27 protein-coding genes, 2 tRNA genes and 1 pseudogene are annotated in these 25983 nt (G+C 57.7%); 19 read left to right on the forward strand and 11 right to left on the reverse strand.

All coding sequences use genetic code 11. From position 1 onward, the window contains the following. The first annotated feature begins 180 nt into the window (after nucleotides 1-180). Both SB719_RS16775 and SB719_RS16780 read left to right on the forward strand, forming a co-directional pair. Nucleotides 181-257 (forward strand) — tRNA-Asp (locus tag SB719_RS16775). A gap of 182 nt (nucleotides 258-439) precedes the next feature. Continuing rightward, the gene (locus tag SB719_RS16780) at nucleotides 440-1240 is read left to right on the forward strand and encodes an endonuclease/exonuclease/phosphatase family protein (RefSeq protein ID WP_065650065.1); all 801 of its coding nucleotides are present in this window, start codon (nucleotides 440-442) and stop codon (nucleotides 1238-1240) included. A 107-nt stretch (nucleotides 1241-1347) separates the two neighbouring features. Here the strand turns inward: SB719_RS16780 and mltD are convergent, their stop codons facing one another. Next, nucleotides 1348-2727, reverse strand: a complete 1380-nt coding sequence (mltD, locus tag SB719_RS16785; protein ID WP_065650064.1) for a murein transglycosylase D — start codon at nucleotides 2725-2727, stop codon at nucleotides 1348-1350. Between the two features lie 71 nt (nucleotides 2728-2798). Continuing rightward, the gene (gene gloB, locus SB719_RS16790; protein ID WP_065650063.1) at nucleotides 2799-3554 is read right to left on the reverse strand and encodes a hydroxyacylglutathione hydrolase; all 756 of its coding nucleotides are present in this window, start codon (nucleotides 3552-3554) and stop codon (nucleotides 2799-2801) included. A 39-nt stretch (nucleotides 3555-3593) separates the two neighbouring features. On the opposite strand from gloB, the gene SB719_RS16795 reads away from it, so the two are divergent. Then, nucleotides 3594-4328, forward strand: a complete 735-nt coding sequence (locus tag SB719_RS16795; RefSeq protein WP_304235466.1) for a class I SAM-dependent methyltransferase — start codon at nucleotides 3594-3596, stop codon at nucleotides 4326-4328. Here SB719_RS16795 and rnhA read toward each other — a convergent pair. Both rnhA and SB719_RS16805 read right to left on the reverse strand, forming a co-directional pair. Next, complete coding sequence (gene rnhA / locus SB719_RS16800; RefSeq protein ID WP_065650061.1) at nucleotides 4313-4780, reverse strand: ribonuclease HI; 468 nt, start codon at nucleotides 4778-4780, stop codon at nucleotides 4313-4315. The genes SB719_RS16795 and rnhA overlap by 16 nt on opposite strands. 57 nt (nucleotides 4781-4837) lie before the next feature. After that, nucleotides 4838-4891, reverse strand: a pseudogene (locus tag SB719_RS16805) (hypothetical protein); the annotation flags it as partial. Here SB719_RS16805 and dnaQ point away from each other — a divergent pair. Both dnaQ and SB719_RS16815 read left to right on the forward strand, forming a co-directional pair. After that, the gene (dnaQ, locus tag SB719_RS16810; protein WP_349919431.1) at nucleotides 4885-5565 is read left to right on the forward strand and encodes a DNA polymerase III subunit epsilon; all 681 of its coding nucleotides are present in this window, start codon (nucleotides 4885-4887) and stop codon (nucleotides 5563-5565) included. The pseudogene SB719_RS16805 and the gene dnaQ overlap by 7 nt on opposite strands. A gap of 133 nt (nucleotides 5566-5698) precedes the next feature. Beyond that, nucleotides 5699-5775, forward strand: a tRNA-Asp gene (locus tag SB719_RS16815). A 63-nt stretch (nucleotides 5776-5838) separates the two neighbouring features. Here the strand turns inward: SB719_RS16815 and SB719_RS16820 are convergent. Then, nucleotides 5839-7332: an NCS1 family nucleobase:cation symporter-1 gene (locus SB719_RS16820; RefSeq protein ID WP_293005029.1), complete on the reverse strand. Its 1494-nt coding sequence runs from the start codon at nucleotides 7330-7332 to the stop codon at nucleotides 5839-5841. A gap of 146 nt (nucleotides 7333-7478) precedes the next feature. On the opposite strand from SB719_RS16820, the gene SB719_RS16825 reads away from it, so the two are divergent. From SB719_RS16825 to puuE, 3 genes are read left to right on the forward strand one after another with little or no spacing between them, the layout of a single operon-like run. Beyond that, complete coding sequence (locus SB719_RS16825; protein ID WP_292972645.1) at nucleotides 7479-8201, forward strand: GntR family transcriptional regulator; 723 nt, start codon at nucleotides 7479-7481, stop codon at nucleotides 8199-8201. Then, the gene (hpxA, locus tag SB719_RS16830) at nucleotides 8198-8929 is read left to right on the forward strand and encodes an allantoin racemase (RefSeq protein WP_065650057.1); all 732 of its coding nucleotides are present in this window, start codon (nucleotides 8198-8200) and stop codon (nucleotides 8927-8929) included. The genes SB719_RS16825 and hpxA overlap by 4 nt, the downstream gene beginning before the upstream one ends. Before the next feature lie 35 nt (nucleotides 8930-8964). Next, nucleotides 8965-9918: an allantoinase PuuE gene (gene puuE / locus SB719_RS16835; RefSeq protein ID WP_065650056.1), complete on the forward strand. Its 954-nt coding sequence runs from the start codon at nucleotides 8965-8967 to the stop codon at nucleotides 9916-9918. A 36-nt stretch (nucleotides 9919-9954) separates the two neighbouring features. Here puuE and hpxZ read toward each other — a convergent pair whose 3' ends face one another. The 4 genes from hpxZ to SB719_RS16855 are packed head-to-tail and all read right to left on the reverse strand — an operon-like array spanning nucleotide 9955 to nucleotide 13522. After that, a complete protein-coding gene (gene hpxZ / locus SB719_RS16840; protein WP_292972641.1) occupies nucleotides 9955-10341 on the reverse strand; it encodes an oxalurate catabolism protein HpxZ in 387 nt (128 codons plus the stop codon). Between the two features lie 2 nt (nucleotides 10342-10343). Continuing rightward, nucleotides 10344-11741: an AtzE family amidohydrolase gene (locus SB719_RS16845; protein ID WP_412159498.1), complete on the reverse strand. Its 1398-nt coding sequence runs from the start codon at nucleotides 11739-11741 to the stop codon at nucleotides 10344-10346. Further along, nucleotides 11732-11923, reverse strand: a complete 192-nt coding sequence (hpxX, locus tag SB719_RS16850) for an oxalurate catabolism protein HpxX (RefSeq protein ID WP_065650053.1) — start codon at nucleotides 11921-11923, stop codon at nucleotides 11732-11734. Before hpxX ends, SB719_RS16845 begins: the two co-directional genes overlap by 10 nt. 12 nt (nucleotides 11924-11935) lie before the next feature. Next, nucleotides 11936-13522 (reverse strand): gamma-glutamyltransferase family protein, encoded by a 1587-nt coding sequence (locus SB719_RS16855; RefSeq protein ID WP_412159499.1) that lies wholly within the window; start codon nucleotides 13520-13522, stop codon nucleotides 11936-11938. 171 nt (nucleotides 13523-13693) lie between these two features. Between SB719_RS16855 and hpxU the strand changes: the two genes are divergently transcribed. From hpxU to katG, 10 genes are all read left to right on the forward strand, one after another. Then, a complete protein-coding gene (hpxU, locus tag SB719_RS16860; protein WP_065650051.1) occupies nucleotides 13694-14533 on the forward strand; it encodes a MurR/RpiR family transcriptional regulator HpxU in 840 nt (279 codons plus the stop codon). Nucleotides 14534-14725: 192 nt separating this feature from the next. Further along, complete coding sequence (locus SB719_RS16865; RefSeq protein ID WP_065650050.1) at nucleotides 14726-15511, forward strand: transporter substrate-binding domain-containing protein; 786 nt, start codon at nucleotides 14726-14728, stop codon at nucleotides 15509-15511. Then, the gene (locus tag SB719_RS16870) at nucleotides 15512-16180 is read left to right on the forward strand and encodes an amino acid ABC transporter permease (RefSeq protein WP_065650049.1); all 669 of its coding nucleotides are present in this window, start codon (nucleotides 15512-15514) and stop codon (nucleotides 16178-16180) included. Then, on the forward strand, nucleotides 16177-16833 hold the full coding sequence (locus SB719_RS16875; RefSeq protein ID WP_065650048.1) for an amino acid ABC transporter permease: 657 nt from the start codon (nucleotides 16177-16179) through the stop codon (nucleotides 16831-16833). Before SB719_RS16870 ends, SB719_RS16875 begins: the two co-directional genes overlap by 4 nt. Next, on the forward strand, nucleotides 16814-17545 hold the full coding sequence (locus SB719_RS16880; RefSeq protein WP_065650047.1) for an amino acid ABC transporter ATP-binding protein: 732 nt from the start codon (nucleotides 16814-16816) through the stop codon (nucleotides 17543-17545). The genes SB719_RS16875 and SB719_RS16880 overlap by 20 nt, the downstream gene beginning before the upstream one ends. Nucleotides 17546-17568: 23 nt before the next feature. Further along, nucleotides 17569-18804: a pyridoxal-phosphate-dependent aminotransferase family protein gene (locus SB719_RS16885; protein WP_412159500.1), complete on the forward strand. Its 1236-nt coding sequence runs from the start codon at nucleotides 17569-17571 to the stop codon at nucleotides 18802-18804. After that, entirely contained in the window at nucleotides 18801-20051 is a 1251-nt protein-coding gene (gene hpxK / locus SB719_RS16890) for an allantoate amidohydrolase (RefSeq protein ID WP_304235445.1), read from the forward strand. Before SB719_RS16885 ends, hpxK begins: the two co-directional genes overlap by 4 nt. A 10-nt stretch (nucleotides 20052-20061) precedes the next feature. Next, nucleotides 20062-20556, forward strand: coding sequence for a 2-oxo-4-hydroxy-4-carboxy-5-ureidoimidazoline decarboxylase (gene uraD, locus SB719_RS16895; protein WP_304235443.1), 495 nt, complete (start codon nucleotides 20062-20064; stop codon nucleotides 20554-20556). Further along, nucleotides 20553-20888, forward strand: coding sequence for a hydroxyisourate hydrolase (uraH, locus tag SB719_RS16900; RefSeq protein WP_065650043.1), 336 nt, complete (start codon nucleotides 20553-20555; stop codon nucleotides 20886-20888). The genes uraD and uraH overlap by 4 nt, the downstream gene beginning before the upstream one ends. A 145-nt stretch (nucleotides 20889-21033) precedes the next feature. Continuing rightward, nucleotides 21034-23235: a catalase/peroxidase HPI gene (katG, locus tag SB719_RS16905; RefSeq protein ID WP_412159501.1), complete on the forward strand. Its 2202-nt coding sequence runs from the start codon at nucleotides 21034-21036 to the stop codon at nucleotides 23233-23235. 78 nt (nucleotides 23236-23313) lie between these two features. Here the strand turns inward: katG and SB719_RS16910 are convergent, their stop codons facing one another. Together SB719_RS16910 and SB719_RS16915 are read right to left on the reverse strand one after the other, a co-directional pair. Then, nucleotides 23314-24426, reverse strand: a complete 1113-nt coding sequence (locus tag SB719_RS16910; RefSeq protein ID WP_065650041.1) for an ATP-binding protein — start codon at nucleotides 24424-24426, stop codon at nucleotides 23314-23316. Next, nucleotides 24423-25127 (reverse strand): response regulator, encoded by a 705-nt coding sequence (locus SB719_RS16915; RefSeq protein WP_065650040.1) that lies wholly within the window; start codon nucleotides 25125-25127, stop codon nucleotides 24423-24425. Before SB719_RS16915 ends, SB719_RS16910 begins: the two co-directional genes overlap by 4 nt. 290 nt (nucleotides 25128-25417) lie before the next feature. Between SB719_RS16915 and SB719_RS16920 the strand changes: the two genes are divergently transcribed. Next, nucleotides 25418-25846, forward strand: a complete 429-nt coding sequence (locus SB719_RS16920) for a transporter (protein WP_412159502.1) — start codon at nucleotides 25418-25420, stop codon at nucleotides 25844-25846. Nucleotides 25847-25983 lie beyond the last annotated feature (137 nt).

The raw sequence follows: 25983 nt of genomic DNA on the forward strand, positions 1-25983 counted from the left end.
TGCCGAACTCAGAAGTGAAACGCCGTAGCGCCGATGGTAGTGTGGGGTCTCCCCATGCGAGAGTAGGGAACTGCCAGACATCCAATTAAGACCAGACATTCTGGTCGTGACCTCCCGGTGACGCGGTGAGGGCGAAACACCTGGCTTCAGGCGCGTTCCTGAGGGCAGTAAAGAATCGGTGGAGCGGTAGTTCAGTTGGTTAGAATACCTGCCTGTCACGCAGGGGGTCGCGGGTTCGAGCCCCGTCCGTTCCGCCACTATATTGAGAAGCCCTGACTGTTAAAGTCAGGGCTTTTTCATTTTCCCTTTTTATCCTCCGGCATTCTGACGCATTGCTGTGAGGCGAATTCCGACATTCGATACCACGAATTGAAACCCCGCGCTAAAATCCCTATAACAGTCAGTGTGAACTCTTTGTTGTTATCAGCCAGGCGGTAAAGTGCGAAAGAAAACCTATGCAATGCGCTATATAGCAGGCCAGCCAGCGGAGAGAATTTTTCCGCCGGGCGCTATGCTGCATCTTGGTCAGGGCCTGCCGCCGGGGGAGCCGCTGCCGGCCGATCCCACCTTGCGGGTGCTGGTATGGAATATCTTCAAACAGCAGCGTGCTGACTGGATGTCGGTCTTGCAGGGTTTCGGTCGCGACGCCCATCTGGTCCTCCTGCAGGAAGCACAAACCACGCCTGAACTGATCCGGTTTGCCACCAGTAACTATCTGGCAGCCGATCAGGTACCCGCTTTTGTTCTGCCTCAGCACCCCTCAGGGGTGATGACGCTGGCCTCTGCGCATCCGGTCTATTGCTGCCCGCTGCGCGAGCGCGAGCCGCTGCTGCGGCTGGCAAAATCTGCGCTGGTTACCGCGTATCCTCTGCCAACCGGCGATATGCTGATGGTAGTGAACATCCATGCGGTCAATTTCAGTCTGGGTGTGGACGTCTACAGTAAGCAGCTGGGGCCCATAGGGGAGCAGATCCAGCATCACCGTGGCCCGGTGATAATGGCAGGAGACTTCAATGCATGGAGTCGTCAGCGCATGAACGCGCTTTATCGCTTTGCGCGCGCTATGTCTCTGCGTGAAGTGACGTTTACAGACGATCACCGGCGTAAAGCGTTTGGCCGGCCGCTCGACTTTGTCTTTTACCGGGATATGAAAGTTAGTGAAGCAGCGGTGCTGGTTACCCGGGCCTCCGATCACAACCCGTTACTGGTAGAATTCAGTCCCGTCACTGTTGCACGTTAAACGCACCTTTCTGTGATGATAAGACATACTGATCTGGCGGGCACTGCTATAAATAGTGCGGTGCTGATAAAGAAAAAAGGCTGACAAATGTCAGCCTTTTCAATGCATCAGGTATCTGGCGTTGCGCTATTCTTAACAAACAGAGTGAGCTTATCACCCGGCTGTATATCCTTCGCGTCGCTGTTCCAGCGCATTACGTCCTGCGTATTTACACCGTGACGTTTTGCAATACTGGCAAAAGAATCACCCTTACGAACGCGGTAGGTGATGCTGTTGCCGTTATCTGCCAGCTGCGAGGCCGCTGTCGTACCGCTAACCGTGAGGGTCTGACCGATACGGACTGCTGCACTGCGCAGATTGTTCTGCTGTTTCAGCGAGCTCATGCTGACGCCCAGCTTACTGGCGATACCGGATAGCGTGTCGCCTTTACGTACGGTATAGCTGTTACCGGCTGCACTGGCTTTAGCCAGTTCAACGGGCTGCACGGAGGCGATATCTCCGGAGGCCAGAGAGTTACGCAACTTTGCCACGTTGGACTTAGGCACCATAATGTAGTGCGGTCCATTTGGCGCAGTCGTGCCATTTTTGTACCCGGCGTTAAATGTCTTCAGTTTACTGAGTGACATGCCCGCCATCTCTGCAGCCTGGGTTAACTGCATCTGCTGTCCTACTTCCACACGCGCCAGCGCGCGGCTTTCGTTAGGAGTGGGCAGTTTAATACCGTAACGCTTGTTGTTCTTAAGCAGTTCGCTTAAGGCCAGCATTTTCGGGACATAAATGGTTGTTTCGCGCGGCAGTGATAAATGCCAGAAGTCAGTCGGCTTACCGCGTGCCTTATTCTGCTTCATCGCTTTCAACACGCGCCCTTCACCGCTGTTATAGGCTGCTACGGTCAGTAGCCAGTCGCCATCAAACATTTGGTTCAAACGCTGCATCATATCCAGTGCTACTTTGGTTGAGGCCACCACATCACGGCGTCCGTCATACCAGCGGTTCTGTTTCAGACCATAATTTTTGCCCGTTTGCGCAACAATCTGCCAGATGCCTGCGGCGTTGGCGGAGGAGGTTGCGTGAGGGTCAAAAGCGCTCTCCACTATGGGTAGCAGTACCAGTTCCATCGGCATTTTACGTTTCTGTATCTGCTCGACAATCCAGTACATGTACGGCTCTGCCCGTAATGTTACATCGTGGAGATAGCTCTTATTTTTTAAAAACTTTGTTTTCTGTTCGCGGATCCGGGCATTTTCCGGGATCCCCATCTTCAACTCGTCACTAATGAGATTCCAGAGATCGGTGTCTTCTGCGAGGCTGGTTCCATCATCTTGCCAGCGCGGCGACAACAAGCGATTTCCGTACTTTCCATTTTCACCTTGACCAGCTGAAGACAGGCTCTGTGCATGCTGAGCGGGGATATTGGCATCATTCCGTGAGGCCTGACATCCGACCAGCAAGACTGAGGCGAGTAATAATATCGCTTTAGCCTTCATGTGTGTGTCAGTAGTTCGCTTAAAAGACGAGCAACTATACGTGACGTACCGGCACAACACAACCCAAAAAATTAAAATTGGTCTTTCTTATTACGCAATTCAGCAAAAGTCTGCCATAACGGGGCAGATTCCACATTAATTGCTAAAGCTTTTTGTAAATCAGCATCTTGTGTACGTAAAAATAAATTTATCTCACGTTCCAGTGCCAGTTTTGTCGGTAAAGTAGTGCGATTTTCCGCCCGTAAATCCTTAATTTCCTGATATCTGGCCAGAATTTTCGGATCATGGGGTAAAATTGCAGCAGCAAACTTCATGTTAGATAAAGTATATTCATGTGCGCAGCAGATAAGCGTATCGGCAGGTAATTCATTAAGCTTTTGAAAAGAATCAAACATCTGTTCAGCTGTGCCTTCGAAAAGGCGTCCGCAGCCACCTGAAAACATTGTGTCGCCACAGAAAAGATAAGGTTCACTGTAATATGAGATATGTCCTAAAGTGTGACCTGGCGTGGCGATGACCTGAAAAGGCATGCCCAGAAGCGTCACTGACTCACCTTCCTGCACAATATGCTGTGCGCCTTTGGCTGCCGTTTCCTGTGGTCCGTAAACCTCAAGCTGCGGATAGCGTTGCAGCAGTTCAGCAACTCCGCCGGTGTGGTCCTGATGATGATGCGTCAGCAGAACAGCAACCGGCGTCCAGCGGTTGGCTTCGATTTTTTCAATCAGCGGCCGGGCTTCACCAGGGTCAACAATCAGGCAGTTGCCGGCGTCATCGGTCAGCGTCCAGATGTAGTTATCCGTTAATGCGGGAATACTGGTAAGATTCATAAACACCTCTCTGGTTGTCTTAAAGGAAGATGGTAGAGCATGAAGCCAGCGAAAACACGCCAGATCCTGACCGCGCCGCGCACCTGGAACGATATGCCCTGGGGAGAGTACTTTCGCGATGCGTTAACCCAGCAGCTGCAGCCCTGGCTGGCGAGGCTTTATGGCTTCCATATGCTAAAAATTGGCAGCCTGAGCGCAGAAATCAATACCAGTCAGTGTGCCATATCTCATCAGGTCAATGTTGGCAGTGAGGGCGACGCACTGCAGGTGATCGCCAGCGTCTCTCAGCTGCCGTTTGAGTCTAAATCAATTGATGCCTGCCTGCTGGCGCACACGCTGGCATGGGAACAGGATCCGCACCGCGTTTTACGCGAAGTAGACAGAGTGCTGATTGATGATGGCTGGCTGATTATCAGCGGCTTCAATCCATTCAGCCTGCTGGGGATCGGCAAAGCGGTTCCGGGTCTGAGCCGGCGAGCGCCCTGGAACAGCAGGATGTTCAGTCAGGTGCGTCTGCTGGACTGGCTGAGTCTGCTGAATTATGAAGTGGTGTACCGCACGCGTTTTCAGGTCGTGCCGTGGCACCGGCAGGGCGGCAGAATGATCAGTGCGCATCTCCCGGCTCTGGGGTGTCTGAACATTGTGGTTGCCCGCAAGCGCACGTTCCCGCTTACGCCTGCTAAAATGAAAACGGCGCGCAGCAGTGCGCAGCTGCGTCCGGTGGTGAATGCTACGCGCCAGTTTCGGGAAACACAGGATCAGGATGCAACCTGATAGCCAATGTCCTCCAGCGCCGGATGACCGGCAGCGCTGCGCGCCAGTTCGTCACAGCGTTCGTTCTCAGGATGGCCGGCATGTCCTTTCACCCACTCCCACTTAATGGTATGGGTGCTGAGTGCCGTATCCAGACGCTGCCACAGATCGACATTCTTAACCGGCTTTTTATCAGCGGTTTTCCAGCCGCGCTTTTTCCAGTTATGGATCCAGCTGGTAATGCCCTGGCGGACATACTGGCTGTCTGTGCTGATGACCACGTCGCACGGCTGCGTCAGCGCCTCTAATGCGACGATGGCCGCCATCAGCTCCATGCGATTATTGGTGGTGAGTCGGTAACCCGCGCTGAATAACTTTTCATGCTCGCGATAACGTACAATAGCCCCATAGCCGCCCGGTCCCGGATTGCCGAGGCAGGAACCGTCGGTGAAAATTTCTACCTGTTTGCGCATCTCTGGTAGACTTCCCTCTGAAAAAACGCCAAGTCTGACACAAAACGAGCCCTATGATCACTGCAAATAACCGCCAGATTGTCCTTGATACTGAAACCACCGGCATGAACATGATCGGGGTACATTATGAGGGGCATCGCATCATTGAAATCGGTGCGGTTGAAGTTATCAACCGTCGCCTGACCGGCAACAACTTCCATATGTATCTCAGGCCCGACCGGCTGGTGGACCCGGAAGCGTTTGGTGTTCACGGCATCGCCGATGAGTTTCTGGCCGACAAGCCCACCTTTGCGCAGATAGCCGATGAGTTTCTCGACTATATTCGCGGAGCGGAGCTGGTGATCCATAACGCCTCGTTTGATATCGGCTTTATGGATTATGAGTTTGGCATGCTGCAGCGTGATATCGGCAAAACTGAAAGCTTTTGCAAAATCACCGACAGCCTGGCGATGGCGCGTAAAATGTTTCCGGGCAAGCGTAATAGCCTGGATGCGTTGTGCAACCGTTATGAAATCGACAACAGCAAACGTACGCTACATGGCGCACTGCTGGATGCCGAAATTCTGGCGGAAGTCTTCCTGACTATGACCGGCGGCCAGACGTCGCTGGCATTTTCCATGGAGGGCGACCAGCGTAATCAGGCTGAAGGGGAGCATATTCAGCGTATCAGCCGTCCCGGTTCAGGCCTGCGCGTGATTAATGCCAGTGATGAAGAAGTCATGGCGCACGAAAGCCGCCTCGATCTGGTTACAAAAAAAGGTGGCAGCTGTCTGTGGCGCGTCTGATGCACTGATTTTGCTGCTAAAAACAGCGGCGAGCTGAAAAAAGCGGCAAACGTGTCATTTTGATATAAAAAGCGTTGACGGGGGAGGGGGCTGCCATTAATATGCGCCTCGTTCCCGACGGGGAACAAAGCGCGGAGCGGTAGTTCAGTTGGTTAGAATACCTGCCTGTCACGCAGGGGGTCGCGGGTTCGAGCCCCGTCCGTTCCGCCAATCTATTTAAAAAAGCCGATTCAGAAATGAATCGGCTTTTTGCTTTCTGCTATTCAGCCAGCACTATACACCCTCTTTTTGCAGCGTCGCTTCCGGACGATACGAGACCGGTACGACCCGTTCTGCCCGCGCCAGCCAGCGATAGCAGCCTGCCCCCAGCGCCACGCCAATAAACCAGCTGAAGTTAGCTACCGCATGCAGCGCCGGAATAAAACTTATCGTCAGGCAGATCCCGACCGCCGGCAGCAGCGCCGCGATCGCTTTGGGATTAAAGCCGTTGCGGTACCAGTAACGTCCCTGCGGCGTGGCGTTAAACAGGTCATCAACGCTCACGCTACCGCCTTTAATCAGATAAAAATCCGCAATCAGGATACCGAACAGCGGGCCCACAAACGAGCCCAGCACATCCAGCGTATAGTGGATAAGCTCAGGTGACTGAAACAGATTCCACGGCGTCAGCAGCACAGAGCCCACTGCGGCGATCATGCCGCCGGTGCGGAAACTGATCTTCTGTGGGGAGCAGTTAGAGAAATCAAAGGCGGGTGACACAAAATTCGCCACGATATTAATACCAATGGTGGCGGTGATCATCGTCAGCAGGCCGATAGCCACGGCCAGGTCATTGCCCACCATACTCACCGTCTCAATCGGGTCGGTGATCATTCTGCCAAACAGCGACTGGGTGCCGGAGACAATCACTACCGTAACCACGGAGAACAGCAGGAAATTAAACGGTAATCCCCAGCGGTTGCCGCGACGGACTTCGCCCATGTTTTTACCGTAACGGGAAAAGTCGCCAAAATTGAGCAGCGGCCCGGAAAAGTAGGAGACGACCAGAGCGGTGGCGGTGATCATCTGCCAGGTCTGTTCGCCGGCACTCAGTGATTTACTGGCCAGCGTAAACGAAATACCCGCCAGGCCGGTTTTGTATACAATCCAGCCCGCCAGCGCCACCATGACGACGTAAACAGCCGGACCCGCCACGTCGATAAAGCGCTTAATAGCATTCATACCGTGCCAGAACACCATCGCCTGCAGCAGCCACATGATGCCAAAGCAGCACCAGCCGAGCAGCGACAGCCCCAGCCAGCTGCTTTGCGTCATGCTATTGAGCGCCGGAAAAAACTTCAGCAGCACCAGCATCAGCGCATTCGCTGCCAGATAGGTCTGAATGCCATACCAGGCAAAGGCGATAAGCCCGCGGATCACGGCCGGGATATTGGCGCCGAATACGCCAAACGCCTGACGACAGATCACCGCATAGGGCACGCCCGCCATCTGGCTGGGTTTCGCCACCAGATTCGCACAGAGCTGCACGATACCGATCCCGGCCAGCAGGCACAGCAGCACCTGCCAGCTTGCCAGTCCCAGCGTAAAAAAGCTGGCGGCGACCACATAGCCGCCCATGCTGTGCACATCCGACATCCAGAAAGAAAAGATGTTGTACCACGTCCAGTTCTGCTGGCGCGTTGGTGCCAGATCTTCATTACACAGACGCGGGCTATAGGCCGCGCGGGCATCAGCCTGCGCCGGCGTCACTTCAGTATGAATTGGCATGAAACCTGCTCCTCTCACCATGATGGGGAAAATATTCACCGTTTAGAGAGGTACTGCAGGATCCAGGCCAGAAGTGATTTTTTGTATACAAAAAATGATAGCAATGTATACGATATCTGGCAGTCAGCTATTTTCCGGAGCAGGTAATGAAGCATGAATCCGGGGTGAAGCCCCGCGCTGTGCCCTTTGAAAAAGATGAAGCGATCTTCCAGGCATTACTGAATGCCATCGTTGAGCACCAGCTTCCGCCCGGCAGCAAGCTGCCTGAAGAGGCGCTGGCAGAGGTGTTTGGCGTCAGCCGTACCGGCATTCGCAAAGTGCTGCAGCGCCTCGCGGCGGTGCAGATGATCACGCTGTCGCCCGGACGTGGTGCACAGGTCAGTACGCCGGATGTGGCGGAGTCACGCGATATCTTTGCCACGCGCAGTATGCTGGAGTGTGCCAATCTGCCCGGAGTACTGGCGCATCTGCAATCGCCACACCTCGCGGCGCTGGAGGCAATTATTACGCAGGAGCAGCAGGCGCATGAGCAGAATGATGGCGCGGCCGCCATTCGCCTTTCCGCTGCATTTCACATCCAGCTGCAGGCGATATCCGGCAATCAGGTTCTGACCGATATCCTTACGCGCCTGACTCAGCGCTCATCGCTGGTCATCGCCGCCTGGGGGGCTCCGTGGCAGCACGGCTGTCGCTGCGATCATCACGACAGGCTGGTCAGTCTGCTGCGCCAGCGGGCGCTGCCGGCGCTGACTGAGGCGCTGTCACACCACTTCGACCATATTGTTTCCAGCCTGCACTTTGAGCGCAGCGGTGAAACGCTGCCCGATTTCAGCCGGTTATTTGCCGGTCATAAAGGAGCCGTATCATGAGCCTGATTCAGGTAATCAACCCCAATACCAGTCTGGCAATGACCGAAACCATGGGGGCCGCCGCCCGCGCTGTGGCGGCACCGGGCACGGACATTCTGGCGGTCTGTCCGCAGCAGGGCGTGCCCTCAATAGAGGGGCATTTTGATGAAGCGATAGCCGCGATCGGCGTGCTGGAGCAGATTAAGCGCGGCGAAGCGCAGGGGGCCAGCGGTCATGTCATTGCCTGCTTTGGCGATCCTGGCTTGCTGGCAGCGCGCGAGCTGGCCAGCGGTCCGGTGATCGGCATTGCCGAAGCCGCAATGCATACCGCCACGCTGGTGGCAACGCGCTTTACGATTGTCACCACGCTGCCGCGCACGCTGGTGATCGCCCGCCATTTACTGCAGCAGTATGGCTTTACGCACCACTGTGCGGCGCTGCACGCGATTGATCTGCCGGTGCTGGCGCTGGAGGATGGCAGCGGCGTGGCCCAGGAGAAAGTCCGGGCGCGCTGCATTCAGGCAAAACGTGAAGATAACAGCGGTGCGATTGTGCTCGGTTGCGGCGGTATGGCGTCGCTGGCGCAGGATCTGACCCGCGAGCTGGGTATGCCGGTGATCGATGGCGTCAGCGCGGCGGTGAAAATGATAGAGGCGCTGGTGGCGCTTGGCTTAGGCACCAGCAAGCATGGCGATCTCGCTTATCCGCTGCAAAAACCCCTCAGCGGTGCCTTTCAGCACCTAAACTAAGGTCTGGCTGAGGTGTGACAACAGGAACTGACTGAATGAATGACGCATCTGAAAAGAAAGAGTACAGCTTCAACAAAAATTATCCGCGCGATCTGATCGGCTATGGCGGCCAGCCGCCGCATGCGCAGTGGCCCGATAACGCCCGGGTCGCGGTACAGTTTGTACTCAATTATGAAGAGGGCGCAGAGAACAACGTGCTGCACGGCGATGCCGGTTCGGAGCAGTTCCTGTCCGATATCATTGGCGCAGCCAGCTACGCCGATCGCCACATGTCGATGGATTCTCTGTATGAGTATGGATCGCGTGCCGGTTTCTGGCGCATTCATCATGAGTTTCAGAAGCGCGGTCTGCCGCTGACGGTATTTGGCGTGGCGATGGCGCTGGCGCGGCATCCGGAAATAGTCGCCGCGATCAAAGCAGCAGATTATGACGTGGTCAGCCACGGCTGGCGCTGGATCCACTATCAGGGAATGGATGCAAAAACTGAACGTCAGCATATGCAGCAGGCGGTTGACGTGCTGACAGAGCTGTTTGGCAAAACGCCGACGGGCTGGTACACCGGGCGGGATAGTCCGAACACCCGCCGGCTGGTGGTGGAGCAGGGCAGCTTCAGCTATGACAGCGACTATTACGGCGACGATCTGCCGTTCTGGACCCAGGTCACACGGCAGGATGGCACGGTCAAACCGCATCTGATCATCCCCTACACGCTGGAGTGCAACGACATGCGTTTTGCCACGGCGCAGGGGTTCAACACCGCGGAACACTTCTTCAGCTACCTGCGTGATACCTTTGATGTGCTGTATGAAGAGGGAGAGAGCGCCCCGAAAATGATGTCGGTCGGCATGCACTGCCGTCTGCTGGGGCGTCCGGGAAAATTCCGCGCGCTGCAGCGTTTTCTTGACCACATTCAGCAGCATGAGAGGGTGTGGATCTGTACCCGCCAGCAGATTGCCGATCACTGGATGGCGGTACATCCCGCGCCGTGATGACGCCCTCACCGCAGGGGGTAAGGGCGGAGGTGCTTACTCACTCATCAGGCTGACCTGCGCGGCCACAATGCGCCACCCCTGCGGCAGTCGCACCCACGTCTGCTGCTGCCGCCCGATACGCGCTGTACCTTCGCGGGTAAATTCGGTGCTGCACACTGCGTAATCATCGCCAAAGGTGGTGATCACCGTATTGCGCAGCGTACGATCCAGTCCGGCCGCCGGACGGGCTGCGCGAAAAGCGCGTATGGCCTCAATACCATACAGATTCTCACCCGCACCCAGCCGGACGGTACGTGCGTCGTGCCAGAACAGCGCATCCAGCGTTGCGGTATCATTGCCCGTCAGCGCCAGCTCATAGCGATAAAACGCAGCGGTCACGGCGGCAACGGTATCCGGGTCATTAATCCTGTCCATTGTCATTATTAACTATCCATCAGAGTCGGTTGATCGTACGTCAGGCCCTGCTGCTGCAGCGCCCAGGCGGCGCGCAGCGCCAGGTGTTCATTGCCCGGCGCGGCAATCAGCTGCACGCCAATTGGCAGGCCCCCGGCCGTCTCCATCGGCACGCTGCAGACCGGCAGACCGGCAAACGAGAGGGGCTGGGTCAGCATACCCATAGTGGCGCGGGCAGAGAGCGACTCACCTTTGAGCGTGATGTTTTGCTGGCCAATCAGCGTGGCGCTGCAGGGCGTGGCGGGTGCCAGCAGCACATCATAATGCGTAAACAGCGACAGCACCTGCTGCTGAAAGCCGCGGCGAAAGCGCTGTGCCTGCGCGTACCAGGCAGCAGGCAGCATTGCGCCGGCCAGCAGGCGCTCACGCGAGTGAGGTTCAAACTGCTCCGGCTGGCTGCGCAGGGCGGGCAGATAATGACTGCCGCCTTCCACTGCCGTGATGATAAATGCGGCGGCGCGCGCCAGCTCAGACTGCGGCATGACAACCTCTTCTTCTGCCTGCAGCGCCCGCGCCACGCGTGCCACCGCGCTGCGCGCCTCATCGTTACACCAGGTGGTAAAAAAACCGCCCAGCGCAGCGCAGCGCAGCCCGTCGCTGCCGGCCTGCAGGCGATCGCTGACCGGCTCCGGCGGCCGCGTCAGCTGAAACGCATCCCCGGCGTCGCGGCCCTGCAGCGCATCATACACCAGGCTGAGATCCTCAACCGAGCGGGCAAACGGGCCGATATGATCGAGACTGGCGACAAACGGCTGCGTACCGCTGCGCGACAGGCGGCCAAAGGTGGGCTTGAGGCCGAAGATCCCGCACAGCGATGCCGGTACGCGGATAGAGCCGTTGGTATCGCTGCCGAGCGAAAAATGCACCAGTCCGGCGGCCACCGCAGCGGCGGATCCACCGGATGAACCACCGGCGATGCGCGTGACATCGCGCGGGTTGCAGGTGGCGCCGTAGTGGCTGTTTTCAGTGGTAAAGCCATAGGCGTAGGCATCCATATTCAGCATACCGGAGAGCAGCGCGCCCGATTCGCGCATCCGGTTGACCGCCCAGGCGTCTGTACGCGCCGCCGCACGCGTGCTGAACAGGCTGGCGCCGGCCAGCGTGGTATGGCCGGCTACATCAAATAGATTTTTTACGGCATAAGGAATACCCGCCAGCGGCGGCAGCGTTTCGCCGCGCAGGCGCTGGCGGTCAAGCTCTTCAGCTTCGCGCAGCATGCGCTGCCCGGTGATCGCCGTCCAGGCGTTAAGCGCCGGATTATGCTGCTCAATCGCCGCCAGCGTATGGCGGGCAATCTCAGCGGCGGCGATTTCACCCTGCTGCAGCGCACGCTGCAGCGCTGCAATCGATAAGGACGTCAGGCGCATGGCTGAAATACCCCGGCGACTTCCAGACGATCGTCCAGCGACAGCGCCATCAGCGGTGCGGCCATAGCAGCGATCCGGCTAAGCTGCAGCTGCAGCTCGCCACGACGTGCGTCATTCAGATCCAGTGCCAGGATCTGCTCCATCTGAGCAACATAATTCGCCCACTCTGCGGGTTCAGTCATCAGTATCTCCTGTTAAAAACCGGCTGCGCTGCCGTTGCTGCGCGGATCGAAAGCGCCTTCCAGCATGCCGCTGGTGTGGCGCACCACGGCGCCCGCATGGCCCACTACTTCACTGAAGTCAGAGAGCAGCTCCACCTGATGGCCCAGCAGACGCAGCCGGGCCACCGTTTCCGGCGCCACGCGCGCTTCCAGTTTGAGTGAATCAGAGGCTTCGCCCCAGGTGCGGCCCAGCAGCCAGCGCGGCGCGCTGACCGCCTGCTGCAGCGGCATTCCCTGAATGACGTGACGGGTAAAAATGGCCGCCTGCGTCTGCGGCTGACCATCTCCCCCCATTGATCCATACACCATGACCCGGCCATCCTTCAGGCGGGCGGCGGCAGGATTAAGCGTGTGAAACGGCTGCTTGCCCGGCAGCAGGGCCAGCAGGTGATCGGGCTGCAGGCTGAACGCCGCGCCGCGATTCTGCCAGGTGATCCCGCTGCCAGGCAGCACCACGCCGCTGCCAAATTCATGATAGATACTCTGAATAAACGAGACTGCCAGCCCGCTGCTGTCGATGGCGCCCATCCAGACGGTATCGCCCGGGCCACGGCCGGTGCCCCACGGCGCGGCGCGGTGGTCATCAATATTGGCGGCAAGGCTGGCAAGATGTCCGGTATCAAGCAGCGCCTGCACGTCGGTATCGCTGTGGCGCGGATCGGTGATGTGCTGGTCACGCAGGCTGAACGCCTGTTTGGTGGCCTCCACAATCCGGTGCAGCGTCTGGGCTTCATCAGCCTGCGCCATGTTCAGGCGATCGGTAATCCCGAGGATCGCCAGCGACACCAGCCCCTGCGTCGGCGGCGTCATATTCCAGATATCGCCTTCGCTGTGCGCCAGGTGAAGCGGAGTACAGCGCCGGGCACGATGCTGCTGCAGATCGGTAAGCGTGACCGGCATACCCAGCGTGTGCATATCATCAGCCAGCGTCTGCGCCAGCCGGCCGCGATAAAAGCTCTCCAGCCCCTCTTCGCTCAGCTGGCTGAGCGTGGCCGCCAGCGCGGGCTGGGTAAAGCGGCTGCCCGGCTGTGGCGGCCGGCCCTCCGGCATAAACGTGGCGGCAAAGCCGGGCTGATGTTGCAGTTCAGGCGCTTTTGCAGCGGTGGCAGCGGCCTGCGAGGCGGTAACCGGTATGCCGTCGGCGGCATACCGGATGGCATCGCGCAGCAGGCGGTGCAGCGGCAGCGGCGCATTGCCCAGCTCCTGTGACACCGTCAGCGCCTCCTGCCAGCCGCTGACGGTGCCGGCCACGGTCAGCGCTGCTTCCGGTCCGCGATGCGGGATCGTCTGCCGGCCCTGATAAAAACTCACTGACGCCAGCGAGCCAGCTGCGCCGCTGGCATCAATCGCTATGGGTTCTCCCTCCGGCGGCACCACCAGCCAGAAGCCGTCGCCGCCCAGCCCGTTCATATGCGGATAGACCACTGCAATGGTTGCGGCAGCGGCCACCATCGCTTCGAGTGCGCTTCCGCCGTCGCGCAGCATGGCGAGAGCGCTTTCACTCGCCAGATGATGAGGGGTGACGACCATGCCCTGCGGGGCCATGTTGCTCTGAATCATAAGTGCTCTCAGCTGATATTCTGCTCACCTGAATCCGTCGCAGCAGCAAAACCCGCTGCGCGACAACATTCCCTGCTGAAACATAAGCAAGAGCTGTTCCACTTTTTCTGTCGGCAGGCGCTGGATCGATTTATGCTAGAGCAGGGTGAAACGAAAGTTACAGGACAACGCATGAAACAACTCGATGAACGCTTGCGCAGCCAGTACGCTCAGCTGTCGCCTCAGGAGCAGCGCATTGCTGACTTTGTATTTGATCATTTTGATGATCTGATCAGCTACAACAGTGCCGAGCTGGCGCGGCTCAGCGGCGTCTCCAAGGCAACGGTAAGCCGGCTGTTCCGGCGTCTTGGCTATGAAAAATATAAAGATATGCGCGATGAGTTGCGTACCCTGCGGCAGAGCGGAATGCCACTCACCGATAACCGCGACGCGGTGCAGGGGAATACGCTGCTGGCGCGCCACTATAAGCAGGAGATGGCAAACCTGACGCAGTGGATCAACCGTATCGACAGTCAGCAGCTAAGTGACGTCATCGCCGCGCTGGGCAGCGCAAAACGCGTCTTTATCGTCGGTATGCGTAACGCGTATCCGGTGGCGCTGCACCTGCGCCAGCAGCTGCTGCAGGCGCGTGCTCATGTGGTACTGCTGCCGCAGCCGGGGCAGACGCTGGGCGAAGAGCTGGTGGATATTACCCCGGACGATATGGTGGTGGTCATGGCGTTCCGGCGACGTCCGCGCCTGCTGCGTCCGCTGATGCAGCAGCTGCAGCAGCGTGATATTCCGCTGCTGGCGCTCTCGGAGCCGCAGGCGCAGGGTATTCAGGGCGTGGCACGCTGGCAGCTCTGCGCGCCGCTGGACAGCGTTTCTGCCTTTGACAGCTACGCTTCAGCCATGAGCCTGGTGAATCTGCTGGCGAATGCGCTGCTGCATGAGACCCTGGCGCAGGGACGGCAGCGTATTCATCAGATCGCCGATCTCTATCAGCATCTGGATGAGCTGGAACACCGATAACGGGCACTGAAACAGTGCGTCGCACCGTTTTGGTTCTCTGAAACAAATCGCATTTTACCCGTTTTATCTCTGCTGTTAAGGGTTCAGCACCGGTTGTATAGCGGTTCCTTCGCGCCGCTGTGGTTGGCACATTAGTTGCACATACTGTTGATAAGAATCTTTTGTTTCATATTCAACACACCGGGGTGCACAATGAAAAATATTTTACTGGCGGTAGCGGGTGCGGCGCTTTTACTGGTTCAGGCGGGTAGTGCGCAGGCCGATCAGCTGCAGGATATTCAAAAGCGCGGAGTGCTCCGCGTCGCGGTGCCGCAGGATTTCCCGCCGTTTGGATCAGTGGGCACCGATCTGCAGCCGCAGGGATATGATATCGATATGGCGCGCTACCTTGCTAAGCAGATGAAACTGAAGTTGCAGCTGGTGCCGGTCTCCAGTGCCAACCGCGTGCCTTATCTGCAGACGGATAAAGTCGATCTGGTGATCTCCAGCATGGGTAAAAATGCGGAACGGGAAAAAGTCATCGCTTTCAGTCGCGCCTATGCGCCCTTTTTCCTCGGGGTGTTCGGGCCGAAAGGTGAGGCGCTGAAGGATGCCGCCGCCCTGAGCGGCAAATCGATCGGCGTTACGCGCGGCGCCGTAGAAGATATGGTGCTGAGCGCAGCCGCGCCGAAAGATGCGCAGGTGAAGCGTTATGAAGATAACAACACCACGCTTTCTGCTTATCTCTCCGGTCAGGTGCAGTATGTGGCAACCGGCAATCTGGTGGTGGCGGCCATCACCCGGCAGAACGCGGCGAAAGCGCCGGTGGCGCAGTTTATGCTGAAAGACTCTCCCTGCTTTATTGGCCTGAAGAAGAATGAGCCGGCGCTGAAAGCAGAAGTGGATACGCTGATTGAACAGGGGATTAAGGACGGTACGCTGAATAAGCTTTCGGAAGCGTGGCTGAAAGCGCCGCTGCCTGCCTCGCTCGGTGCCTGAATAATGGCGCAGCTTAATTTTGCTGAACTCTGGCCGTACTGGCCGGAACTGCTGGCCGGGCTGTGGGTTACCGTGCAGCTTACGGTGGTGGCTACGCTGGGTGGCGTCAGCCTCGGGATCGTCGGCGCAGCGCTGCGCAGCGGCAGGCCGGGCTGGGCCAGCCGCCTCTGGGGTGTCTATGTGGAACTGATCCGCAATACGCCGTTTGTGGTGCAGCTGTTTTTTATCGTGTTTGGCCTGCCGAACCTGGGGGTAAAACTCACCGCCGGAGAAGCGGCGCTGCTGGCGATGCTGATTAATCTCGGCGCCTACAGCACAGAGATCATCCGCGCCGGGATCCAGGTTACGCCGAAAGGGCAGTGGGAGGCGGGGCGCGTGCTGGGTTTAAGCCGGATGCAGACTTTTGTGCGCGTGGTGCTGCCGCCCTCGCTGCAGCGCATTTATCCGGCCCTGGTCAGCCAGTGCATCATCGTTATGCTCGGCTCATCGGTGGTGTCGCAGGTCTCTTATGAGGAGCTGACCTTTGCGGCCAACCTGATTCAGTCACGCACGTTTCTGAGTTTTGAAGTCTACCTGGTGACCACGCTGCTCTATCTGGCGTTGTCAGTTGCGATGCGTCAGCTGCTGCTGGCGCTGGGGCGTAAGTGGTTTGGAGTAGAGCCGGCATGACGACATTTACCGACTGGGACATTCTGCGCAATTTGCTGCTGGCAGCCCGCTGGACGCTGCTGCTGTCGCTGGTGGCCTTCGCCGGCGGCACGCTGGTGACACTGCCGCTGCTGCTGCTGCGCCTGCTGAAAAAGCCATGGCTGACGCGGCTGATTCAGGGCTATACCGCGCTGTTTCAGGGTACACCGCTGCTGATGCAGCTGTTTCTCGCTTTTTTTGGCGTCGGGCTGTTTGGCGTGGATGTGGCGCCGTGGACCGCCGCCTCACTGGCGCTGACTTTTTATACCAGCGCCTTTCTGCTGGATATCTGGTACGGCAGCATACGCGCGCTGCCAAAAGGTCAGTGGGAGGCATCACGCTGTCTCGGCCTGAACTTCGGTCAGACGCTCTGCCGCGTCGTGGCGCCGCAGGCGATCCGCATCGGCATTGCGCCCACGGTGGGCTTTGCGGTGCAGGTGATCAAAGGCACCGCGCTGGCCTCCATTATCGGTTTTATCGAGCTGACGAAAGCCGGCACCATTTTAAACAACGTCACCTATCAGCCATTTAAAGTGTTTGGCCTGGTGGCGCTTGGCTACTTCCTGATGTGTTACCCGCTGTCGCGCTACAGCCAGTACCTGGAGAAAAAATTCCATGCCGCTCATCACCATTAATCAGGTTCAGAAATACTACGGCGAAAATCATGTCCTGAAAGGGGTTGATCTGGATATCGATAATGGCGAAGTGATCTCCATTATCGGCCGCAGCGGCTCCGGTAAGAGCACGCTGCTGCGCTGCATGAACGGGCTGGAGGGCTACCAGGAGGGCAGCATTAAACTGGGCGGCATGACCATTACGCATCGTGAGTCTCAGGCGCGTGAAATCAGCCGTTCGGTCGGCATGGTGTTTCAGAACTTCAATCTTTTTCCTCATATGACCGCGCTGGAGAATGTCATGCTGGCACCACGGCGCGTGCTGAAAAAAAGCGCCGCAGAGTGCCGGGTGCTGGCAACAAAGATGCTGGAAAAAGTGGGGCTGGGTGAGCGACTGGACTACTACCCGGCCAGCCTCTCCGGGGGGCAGCAGCAGCGTGTGGCGATCGCCCGGGCGCTGGCGATGCAGCCAAAAGTGCTGCTCTGCGATGAGATCACCTCCGCACTCGATCCGGAGCTGGTGGGAGAGGTGCTGAAGGTACTGGAACAGCTGGCAGCAGAGGGGATGACGCTGATCCTCGTGACGCATGAAATGAATTTTGCCCGCGACGTGGGCGACCGGGTGGTATTTATGCATCAGGGGCGGGTATGGGAGCAGGGCAGCAGTAAAACGCTGTTTGCGCAGCCGCAGACCGCCGAACTGAAACAGTTTATCTCGACCGTACGCCTCTGAGCGTGGCCATTAAGGAATTCACTATGGATATTCATCAGTTTTCTCAGATCAATCCGCCGCAGCGTCTGCTGATGGGGCCGGGACCTATTAACGCTGACCCGCGCGTGCTGCGCGCCATGTCGAGCCAGCTGCTCGGGCAGTACGATCCGGCGATGACGCACTACATGAATGAAGTCATGGCGCTTTATCGCGGCATTTTTTGCACCGAAAACCGCTGGACGCTGCTGATTGACGGCACCTCCCGCGCCGGCATTGAAGCGATTCTGCTCTCCGCTATCCGTCCCAGCGATCGGGTGCTGGTGCCGGTGTTTGGTCGGTTTGGTCATCTGCTGTGCGAGATCGCGCGGCGCTGCCGGGCGGAAGTGCACACCCTTGAAGTGCCCTGGGGCGAAGTGTTCTCGCCGGATCAGATCGAGGATGCGATCAAACGGGTGAAGCCGCGCCTGCTGCTGACGGTGCAGGGCGACACGTCAACCACCATGCTGCAGCCGCTGGCGGAACTGGGCGCTATCTGTCGCCGGTATGGCGTACTGTTCTACACCGATGCCACCGCCTCGCTGGCGGGCAATGCGCTGGAAACGGATGCCTGGGGGCTGGATGCGGTCTCGGCCGGCATGCAGAAATGCCTGGGCGGCCCGTCCGGTACCTCTCCCGTCACCCTGAGTCCGCAGATGGAGGAGATCATCCGCAAGCGCAAATGCGTGGAGGAGGGGATCCGCACCGCGGCGCATCAGGATGGCGATGACGAGATGATCTACTCCAACTATTTCGATCTCGGCATGATCATGGATTACTGGGGGCCGGAGCGGCTTAATCACCATACAGAAGCCACCAGCGCGCTGTTTGGCGCCCGCGAATGCGCGCGCATCATTCTGCAGGAGGGGCTGGATAACAGCATCGCCCGGCACAAACTGCACGGTGATGCGCTGCTGAAAGGTATTCAGGGCATGGGGCTGGAGACCTTTGGCGATCTGCAGCACAAGATGAACAACGTGCTGGGCGTCATTATTCCGCAGGGCGTGAACGGCGACCAGGTACGTAAACTGATGCTGGACGATTTTGGCATTGAGATTGGCACCTCATTTGGTCCGCTGCATGGCAAAGTGTGGCGCATCGGCACCATGGGCTATAACGCGCGCAAAGATTGCGTGATGCAGACCCTGAGCGCGCTCGAAGCGGTGCTGCAGCACTGCGGTTTCCGTACGCCGCAGGGCGCGGCGCTGCAGGCGGCCTGGGATCACTACGGGAGCCAGGCATGAGTGCACGCCAGATGAGCGCTGAAGAGGCGCAGTCGGCCGCCGCACGCATCATGGCGCGCTGTGATGCGCTGGCAACGATCAGTGAAGATGATGAGGCTCTGACGCGCGTTTATCTGTCGCCGGAACACCTGCGCGCTAACGCCTGCGTGGCGGAGTGGATGCAGGCAGCAGGTATGCGGACCTGGCAGGATGCGGTGGGTAACATCTGCGGCCGCTATGAGGCGGCCGAACCGGGCGCGGCGGCGCTGCTGCTCGGCTCTCACCTTGATACCGTGCGCAACGCCGGACGCTATGACGGTATGCTGGGCGTGCTGAGCGCGATTGAAACCGTGCAGTGGCTGCACGATCGCCGGCAGCGCCTGCCGCTGGCGGTAGAGGTAGCGGGCTTTGCGGATGAAGAGGGCACCCGCTTCGGCATTACGCTGCTGGGCAGCCGCGGGCTGACCGGCAGCTGGCCGGAGAGCTGGATCACGCATCCCGACGGCAACGGCATTACGGTTGCGGCGGCGATGCAGGATGCCGGACTGGATGCCGCACAGGTAAGCCTCGCGGCACGTCATGTCAGCGAGATCGCCGCCTATCTGGAGCTGCATATTGAGCAGGGCCCCTGTCTGGAGGAGGCGGATTTAGCTCTGGGCGTGGTCACCGCCATCAACGGCGCGCGTCGTCTTAACTGCCGTTTCAGCGGTGAGGCGGGACACGCCGGCACGGTGCCGATGCTGTTGCGCAAAGATGCGCTGGCGGCTGCCGCCGAGTGGATATTGTTCATTGAGCAGGCCACGCAGGCGCCGCTGGTGGCGACGACCGGTACGCTCAGCTGTCAGCCCGGCGCAGTCAATGTCATTCCGGGAGATGTGCAGCTGTCGCTCGATATCCGCGGGCCCCAGGATGAGCCGCTGGAACGGCATCTGTCGCGACTGTTAACGCAGGCGCAGGCGATTGCGCTGCGGCGCGGCGTGAGTTTCAGCGCCAGCGAGTATTACCGTATTGCCGCCACGCCCTGCGATCAACGGCTGCAGCAGGCGCTGGGTGCGGCGGTAGAAACCGTACAGGGCCGCACGCTGGCCCTGCCAAGCGGGGCCGGTCATGATGCAATCGCCATGGCGGAGCGCTGGCCCGTTGGGATGCTGTTTGTACGTAACTACCGGGGTATCAGCCACCATCCGGCGGAGTCGGTGCAGGCGGATGATGTGGCGCTGGGCGTGCAGGCGTATCTGCAGGCCGTGACGCAGCTGGCGCAGGCATAAAGGAGCGGGCATGCAGCTGAATGAGTTTAACCAGGCGGATGAGGCTGATGCCCGTCAGGCGATCGCGCACTGCGTTGCCATTCCCGCCTGGCAGCAGGCGCTGGTGGCCGCGCGGCCCTATGCGACCCTGAGCGCGCTCGTCGGGCAGGCGCAGCAGCTGGCGCAGCGGTGGCAACAGGCAGAGCTGGATCAGGCGCTTAGCGCGCATCCGCGTATTGGTGAAGCAGCACAGGGTACGGAACATGAAGCCACGCTGTCGCGCCGGGAGCAGGCTGCGATGCAGCAGGCAGATCGCGATCTGCAGCTGGCCATGCACGCGGGTAATCAGGCCTATGAAGCCCGCTTTGGCCGGGTGTTTTTGATCCGGGCCCGCGGGCGCAGCGCCGCGCAGATGCTGGCAGAATTGCAGCGCAGGCTTAACAATAATAGAGAATGCGAACAGCAGGAGACGCTGGCGCAGCTGCGGGAAATCACCCTGTTACGGCTTAAGGAGAGCATCATATGAGCACCATTACCACGCATATTCTTGATACCGCGCTGGGCACACCGGCCGCGGGTGTAGCCGTGTCACTGGAACAGAACAGTCCGGAAGGGTGGTTTCCGGTCAGCGAAGGAGAAACCGATCGTGACGGACGTATCTGCGATCTGACCCCGGATCCTCTGGCGCCCGGGCACTACCGGCTGACGGCAGAGATTGGCGACTATTTTGCCGCTGATGGGCGCGATGCACTCTATGTCAGTGCGCAGATCGACTTTGTTATCGGACGCGCGGGCAGCCACTATCATCTGCCGTTTCTGATCTCTCCCTGGTCCTGGTCCACCTATCGCGGCAGCTGATCGGCCGCGCTTCATTTTGTGCAGCCTGTCACAAAACCTTTTTTTGAAAGACAAAAGCTATCAAAGCTTTCGGTCCATCCAAATATATTCTGCTCCTGAGTGCCGCTATCTTAACCGCAAAACGTGAAGCCAATGGAGCCGAATAATGAGCACGCCAGACCATAACGATAATGCTGCAGCGTCCGGAAAATGTCCTTTTCATCATGGAGCGTCAGAAGAGAAGAGCGTGCTTGCACGCGGCGCCGGCAGCGGCACCTCTAACCGCGACTGGTGGCCTAATATGCTGCGGGTCGACCTGCTGAACCAGCACTCCAGCCGTTCTAATCCGCTGGATGAAAATTTCAGCTACCGTGAGGCGTTCAGCCAGCTTGACTACGCCGCGCTGAAAGCGGATATCCGTGCGCTGCTGACCGATTCACAATCCTGGTGGCCCGCCGACTGGGGCAGCTACATTGGCCTGTTTATTCGCATGGCGTGGCACAGCGCCGGCACCTACCGCACCATTGATGGCCGCGGCGGTTCCGGGCGCGGACAGCAGCGCTTTGCGCCGCTTAATGCCTGGCCCGATAACGTCAGCCTTGATAAAGCACGACGTCTGCTCTGGCCGGTAAAACAGAAGTATGGCCAGAAAATCTCCTGGGCCGATCTCTATATTCTGGCGGGTAACGTCTCCCTGGAGAACGCCGGTTTCCGTACTTTTGGTTTTGGTGCCGGTCGTGAGGATGTCTGGGAGCCGGATATGGATGTGGACTGGGGCCATGAAAAAGAGTGGCTGGCGCACCGTCATCCGGAAAGTCTGGCAAATGCTCCCCTGGGCGCAACCGAAATGGGCCTGATCTACGTCAACCCGGAAGGTCCGGAAGCGAGCGGCGATCCGCGCTCTGCAGCGCCGGCGATCCGCGCCACTTTCGGCAACATGGGCATGAACGACGAAGAGATCGTTGCGCTCATTGCCGGCGGCCATACGCTGGGCAAAACGCACGGGGCGGCGGCTGCCAGCCATCTGGATGTTGATCCTGAAGCCTCGCCGATTGAAGCGCAGGGCTTTGGCTGGCATAACAGCTACGGCAGCGGCGCCGGAGCGGATGCTATCACCTCCGGCCTGGAAGTGGTCTGGACGCAGACGCCAACCCAGTGGAGCAACTATTTCTTTGAGAACCTGTTCAAATATGAGTGGGTGCAGACGCACAGCCCGGCGGGTGCGATTCAGTTTGAAGCGGTGGACGCAGAAGCGATCATCCCCGATCCGTTTGATCCGGAGAAAAAGCGCAAGCCCACCATGCTGGTAACCGATCTGACGCTGCGCTTCGATCCGGAGTTTGAGAAGATCTCGCGTCGCTTTCTGAACGATCCGCAGGCGTTTAATGAAGCATTCGCCCGCGCCTGGTTCAAGCTGACTCACCGCGATATGGGACCCAAAGCGCGCTACCTCGGCCCGGAAGTGCCGAAAGAAGATCTGCTGTGGCAGGATCCGTTACCGCAGCCGGTGCATCAGCCCGGCGCTGATGATATTGCGCAGGCTAAAGCACAGATCGCCGCGTCGGGCCTGAGCGTCAGCCAGCTGGTTTCCGTGGCCTGGGCATCCGCTTCAACGTTCCGTGGCGGCGACAAGCGCGGGGGTGCTAACGGCGCGCGTCTGGCGCTGGCACCGCAGAACGGCTGGGCGGTCAATGCCGGTGTGGTAAGCGATGTGCTGCCGGTATTGCAGCAAATCCAGCAGGCATCCGGCAAACTCTCGCTGGCGGATACCCTTGTGCTGGCAGGCAGCGTCGGTATTGAACAGGCTGCCGCTGCTGCAGGCGTGGCGGTGCAGGTGCCGTTTATGCCGGGTCGCGTGGATGCGCGTCAGGATCAGACTGATAGTGAGTCGTTTAATGTGCTGCAGCCGCTGGCAGATGGCTTCCGTAACTATCGTCGCGTGCAGAGTGGCTCCTCAACGGAGACCCTGCTGCTGGATAAAGCGCAGCAGCTGACGCTGAGCGTACCGGAGCTGACGGCGCTGCTGGGCGGCCTGCGCGTGCTGGGCACCAATTATGACGGCAGCCAGCACGGTGTGTTTACCGATCGCCCGGGCGTCCTGAGCAACGACTTTTTTGTCAATCTGCTCGACATGCGCACCGCGTGGCGCGCCACCGATGAACGCGCTGAGCTGTTCGAAGGACGCGATCGCGAAAGCGGCGAAGTGAAGTATCACGCCACGCGCGCCGATCTGGTGTTCGGCTCTAACGCTATCCTGCGTGCGCTGGCTGAAGTGTATGCCAGCAGCGATGCGAAGCAGAAGTTTGTTCATGATTTCGTGGCGGCCTGGACAAAGGTGATGAACCTGGACCGTTTCGATCTGGCGTAATTACCCTGCGCTAAACCACACCTGATAAATTTGAAAAAACAGAACCGGAAGCCTGGCGCTTCCGGTTTTTTTTGCGCGTCAGCCAGACAGTCCGTAGCAGCGATCAGGTGTTATTGCTTTTATCTGATGACCGGCTGGCCAGGCGAGCCGGAAAACGGAATGCTGCTGTGACGTTACCACGCAGGTCGCATCGCCGCCGTGTGCCTGCATAATAGCCCGGACCACAGAGAGTCCCAGACCGCATCCTTTTGGATTAGCTTCTCTGGCCCGTACCCCGCGCTGAAAAGGCTGAAACAGCAGTGGCTGAAATTCAGGCGGAATACCGGGTCCTTCATCCTGAATAAGAATGTAATTCTCTTTCTCTGTTTTCCCGTTTTTTATTATCAGAGTACGGGATGTGGAGTAGTGCAGTGCATTGTCAAACAGCACCGTCAGGCACTGCGTCATTCGCAAAGCATCGCAGATGCAGGGCTGGGGAGTGAGCTTAGTGACGAGCTTAAAGCCTTTGCTTTGAAACTCTGGCGTAAATACGTCGATTGCATGCGTAATAAGCTGCTGCAAATCAGTTTCATGCGGGTCCAGCAGGTAGCCGGCACCGCCGGCAGAGCTGACCACGCGCAAATCTTCAATCAGTCTGTTTAAGCCCTCGGTTTGCCTGAGCAATTTTTCAAACAGAAGCGGGTCAGGGGCAAAAACGCCCTCAACCAGCCCCTGTAAACGGCCGCGTAATATAGTAACCGGCGTTCTGAGTTCGTGTGCGATGGCCGCATTCCACAGGTTTCTCTGCTCATCGAGTGTCTGCAGCTTCTCTGCCATTTCATTAAAATCTTTCACCAGGCTGTTGATCTCGCCCAGCATTGACGTTGTGCAGAGCGCCCGCGCGCCTAAATCACCTGCAGATATCTTTTTCAGGCTGGAAGCAATAGTGTTCAGCGGAGTCAGTATGCGCGAGGAGAGCTTCACCGTAAAAAACAGCGAGATAACCAGACCGGAGAGCGTCATAACCAGAACCCAGATCCAGTCCCACAGATTCATGGACTCTTCTGCGCCCGCTGTATTTTCGCCAGGAATATAATCAGTAATGAAGGTATAAAACAGCCATGATCCTGCAACTGATATGGTAACGATAATGAACGTCAGCGACAGCATATAAGTGAGTATCTGACGACTGAGCACAGGCTCCCGGCTCATTGACTTTCTCCCAGACGATATCCCATTCCCCTGATGCTTTCCGGTACACCCATCAGACCGGCATGCTCAAGCTTTTTACGCAGTTTACTCATATGACTATCGACCGTTCTGTCGAGGGTATCTCCCTCAGGCAGGCAGGCGTTGAGCAACTCGTCACGGGAACAGACTTTGCGAGGGTTTCTCGCCAGGTAGGTCAAAAGCTTAAACTCAGTCGTGGTGAGCACCGGCGTTATGACCCCGTCTCCGGCTTTGATTTCTACATAAAAATCATCAGGATAAATAGTGATGTGCGCGGTCCGGATCGGCCTCGCAGCCTCGGCGGGCACATTACGCGCGGCTCTTCTGAGTACAGCTTCGACCCGGGCGATGACTTCGGAAGGATTAAACGGTTTGATGACGTAATCATCCGCCCCCAGTCTCAGCCCCATCAGTTTATCAATATCCTGATCGAGAGCCGTGACCATAATAACCGGCACATTGCTCTCTTTACGCAGCGTGGCCATTACGCTCCAGCCATCAAGCAGGGGAAGATTGATATCCAGCAAAATCAGATCGGGCTTTTTCAGCCGGCTCAGGCTGATTGCCTGCTCGCCATTCGCTGCCCTCAGGCTGTTCATGCCCGCTCGCTGCAAATAGCTCATTAATATATCTGCTATTTCATCATCATCTTCAGCAACAAGAATTAAAAAACCGCTATTCATTTATTCTCCGGAGGAGGCAGGTCACGCTGACCGGCCCGAAGGCAGAAGCAGACAGCGCAAGGTTGTGCTTAAAAGCGTAACTGATATCTCATCAGGACAGGCATGTTTAAAAAAAGTTTCATACAGCTGACGCTATTTCTACGCTGCTGCCTTTTTTGCCCGCGCGGGGGATCTTAATACCCTCTCCACAAACCACAGATAAACACTCCATAGTGTACTGAGATAATGACAAAAAGAGGCATGCTTCTGCGGTGTTTCATTAATTGAGAATAAAGGTAACAGGGTAACCGATGGCAGGCGTTAAAAGAGATACAAACACGATGAGCGGCGCTCGGGGTACATTTATCAAAAATCTGCGCGTTTTATCACTCTTTATTTCTGTTTCATGGGGATTACTTTATCTCTGGCTTGTACTGGCTCACGCCGCTGCCGATCGGGTATCGCATACGCTTATCGCGTCGCCATTGATCTACCTTTCTATTGTGCTGACCGCGTTGCTGCTGGTGATACAGAAGAAACCCGGCGCATTAAAAGAGATACTTATTATTGCATTCTGGCTGCTGATGATAATGCTTTGGCTGGTATCATTTTTCTCCAGCATGCTGAATCTGCATCCGGGATTAAATGAAGTAATATTTTATTATGAATGTTTTTTGATTTTATTTTTCTGCGGTTCTCCGCTCTATCTGATGATGCGAATAATTAATGCCATCTATTAGCCGTTCTTTGATCTGTTTTTTTGCTCCATAATCTGTCCATAAACCTCACATACAGCCTAAACAATGGCAGGGTAAACTGCATCAATATCCGGCTGTCACTGCTGACAGGTTTGTTGCGGGCAAAAGTATGCTGTAGT

The organism is Pantoea sp. SIMBA_079 (assembly GCF_046940275.1).
GTDB lineage: Bacteria > Pseudomonadota > Gammaproteobacteria > Enterobacterales > Enterobacteriaceae > Pantoea > Pantoea borealis.

What these genes read in the sequence shown, in the direction of transcription:
- hpxX (WP_065650053.1), bottom strand. Translation starts at nt 11,923, where the DNA reads ATGACTGAACCCGCAGAGTGGGCGAATTATGTTGCTCAGATGGAGCAG.
- SB719_RS16910 (WP_065650041.1), bottom strand. Translation starts at nt 24,426, where the DNA reads ATGAGCCGGGAGCCTGTGCTCAGTCGTCAGATACTCACTTATATGCTG.
- hpxZ (WP_292972641.1), bottom strand. Translation starts at nt 10,341, where the DNA reads ATGACAATGGACAGGATTAATGACCCGGATACCGTTGCCGCCGTGACC.
- puuE (WP_065650056.1), top strand. Translation starts at nt 8,965, where the DNA reads ATGAATGACGCATCTGAAAAGAAAGAGTACAGCTTCAACAAAAATTAT.
- uraD (WP_304235443.1), top strand. Translation starts at nt 20,062, where the DNA reads ATGCAGCTGAATGAGTTTAACCAGGCGGATGAGGCTGATGCCCGTCAG.
- gloB (WP_065650063.1), bottom strand. Translation starts at nt 3,554, where the DNA reads ATGAATCTTACCAGTATTCCCGCATTAACGGATAACTACATCTGGACG.
- SB719_RS16795 (WP_304235466.1), top strand. Translation starts at nt 3,594, where the DNA reads ATGAAGCCAGCGAAAACACGCCAGATCCTGACCGCGCCGCGCACCTGG.
- SB719_RS16885 (WP_412159500.1), top strand. Translation starts at nt 17,569, where the DNA reads ATGGATATTCATCAGTTTTCTCAGATCAATCCGCCGCAGCGTCTGCTG.
- SB719_RS16915 (WP_065650040.1), bottom strand. Translation starts at nt 25,127, where the DNA reads ATGAATAGCGGTTTTTTAATTCTTGTTGCTGAAGATGATGATGAAATA.
- mltD (WP_065650064.1), bottom strand. Translation starts at nt 2,727, where the DNA reads ATGAAGGCTAAAGCGATATTATTACTCGCCTCAGTCTTGCTGGTCGGA.
- SB719_RS16880 (WP_065650047.1), top strand. Translation starts at nt 16,814, where the DNA reads ATGCCGCTCATCACCATTAATCAGGTTCAGAAATACTACGGCGAAAAT.
- dnaQ (WP_349919431.1), top strand. Translation starts at nt 4,885, where the DNA reads ATGAACATGATCGGGGTACATTATGAGGGGCATCGCATCATTGAAATC.
- SB719_RS16855 (WP_412159499.1), bottom strand. Translation starts at nt 13,522, where the DNA reads ATGATTCAGAGCAACATGGCCCCGCAGGGCATGGTCGTCACCCCTCAT.
- rnhA (WP_065650061.1), bottom strand. Translation starts at nt 4,780, where the DNA reads ATGCGCAAACAGGTAGAAATTTTCACCGACGGTTCCTGCCTCGGCAAT.
- SB719_RS16875 (WP_065650048.1), top strand. Translation starts at nt 16,177, where the DNA reads ATGACGACATTTACCGACTGGGACATTCTGCGCAATTTGCTGCTGGCA.
- hpxA (WP_065650057.1), top strand. Translation starts at nt 8,198, where the DNA reads ATGAGCCTGATTCAGGTAATCAACCCCAATACCAGTCTGGCAATGACC.
- SB719_RS16865 (WP_065650050.1), top strand. Translation starts at nt 14,726, where the DNA reads ATGAAAAATATTTTACTGGCGGTAGCGGGTGCGGCGCTTTTACTGGTT.
- SB719_RS16845 (WP_412159498.1), bottom strand. Translation starts at nt 11,741, where the DNA reads ATGCGCCTGACGTCCTTATCGATTGCAGCGCTGCAGCGTGCGCTGCAG.
- hpxU (WP_065650051.1), top strand. Translation starts at nt 13,694, where the DNA reads ATGAAACAACTCGATGAACGCTTGCGCAGCCAGTACGCTCAGCTGTCG.
- SB719_RS16825 (WP_292972645.1), top strand. Translation starts at nt 7,479, where the DNA reads ATGAAGCATGAATCCGGGGTGAAGCCCCGCGCTGTGCCCTTTGAAAAA.
- hpxK (WP_304235445.1), top strand. Translation starts at nt 18,801, where the DNA reads ATGAGTGCACGCCAGATGAGCGCTGAAGAGGCGCAGTCGGCCGCCGCA.
- SB719_RS16920 (WP_412159502.1), top strand. Translation starts at nt 25,418, where the DNA reads ATGGCAGGCGTTAAAAGAGATACAAACACGATGAGCGGCGCTCGGGGT.
- uraH (WP_065650043.1), top strand. Translation starts at nt 20,553, where the DNA reads ATGAGCACCATTACCACGCATATTCTTGATACCGCGCTGGGCACACCG.
- katG (WP_412159501.1), top strand. Translation starts at nt 21,034, where the DNA reads ATGAGCACGCCAGACCATAACGATAATGCTGCAGCGTCCGGAAAATGT.
- SB719_RS16820 (WP_293005029.1), bottom strand. Translation starts at nt 7,332, where the DNA reads ATGCCAATTCATACTGAAGTGACGCCGGCGCAGGCTGATGCCCGCGCG.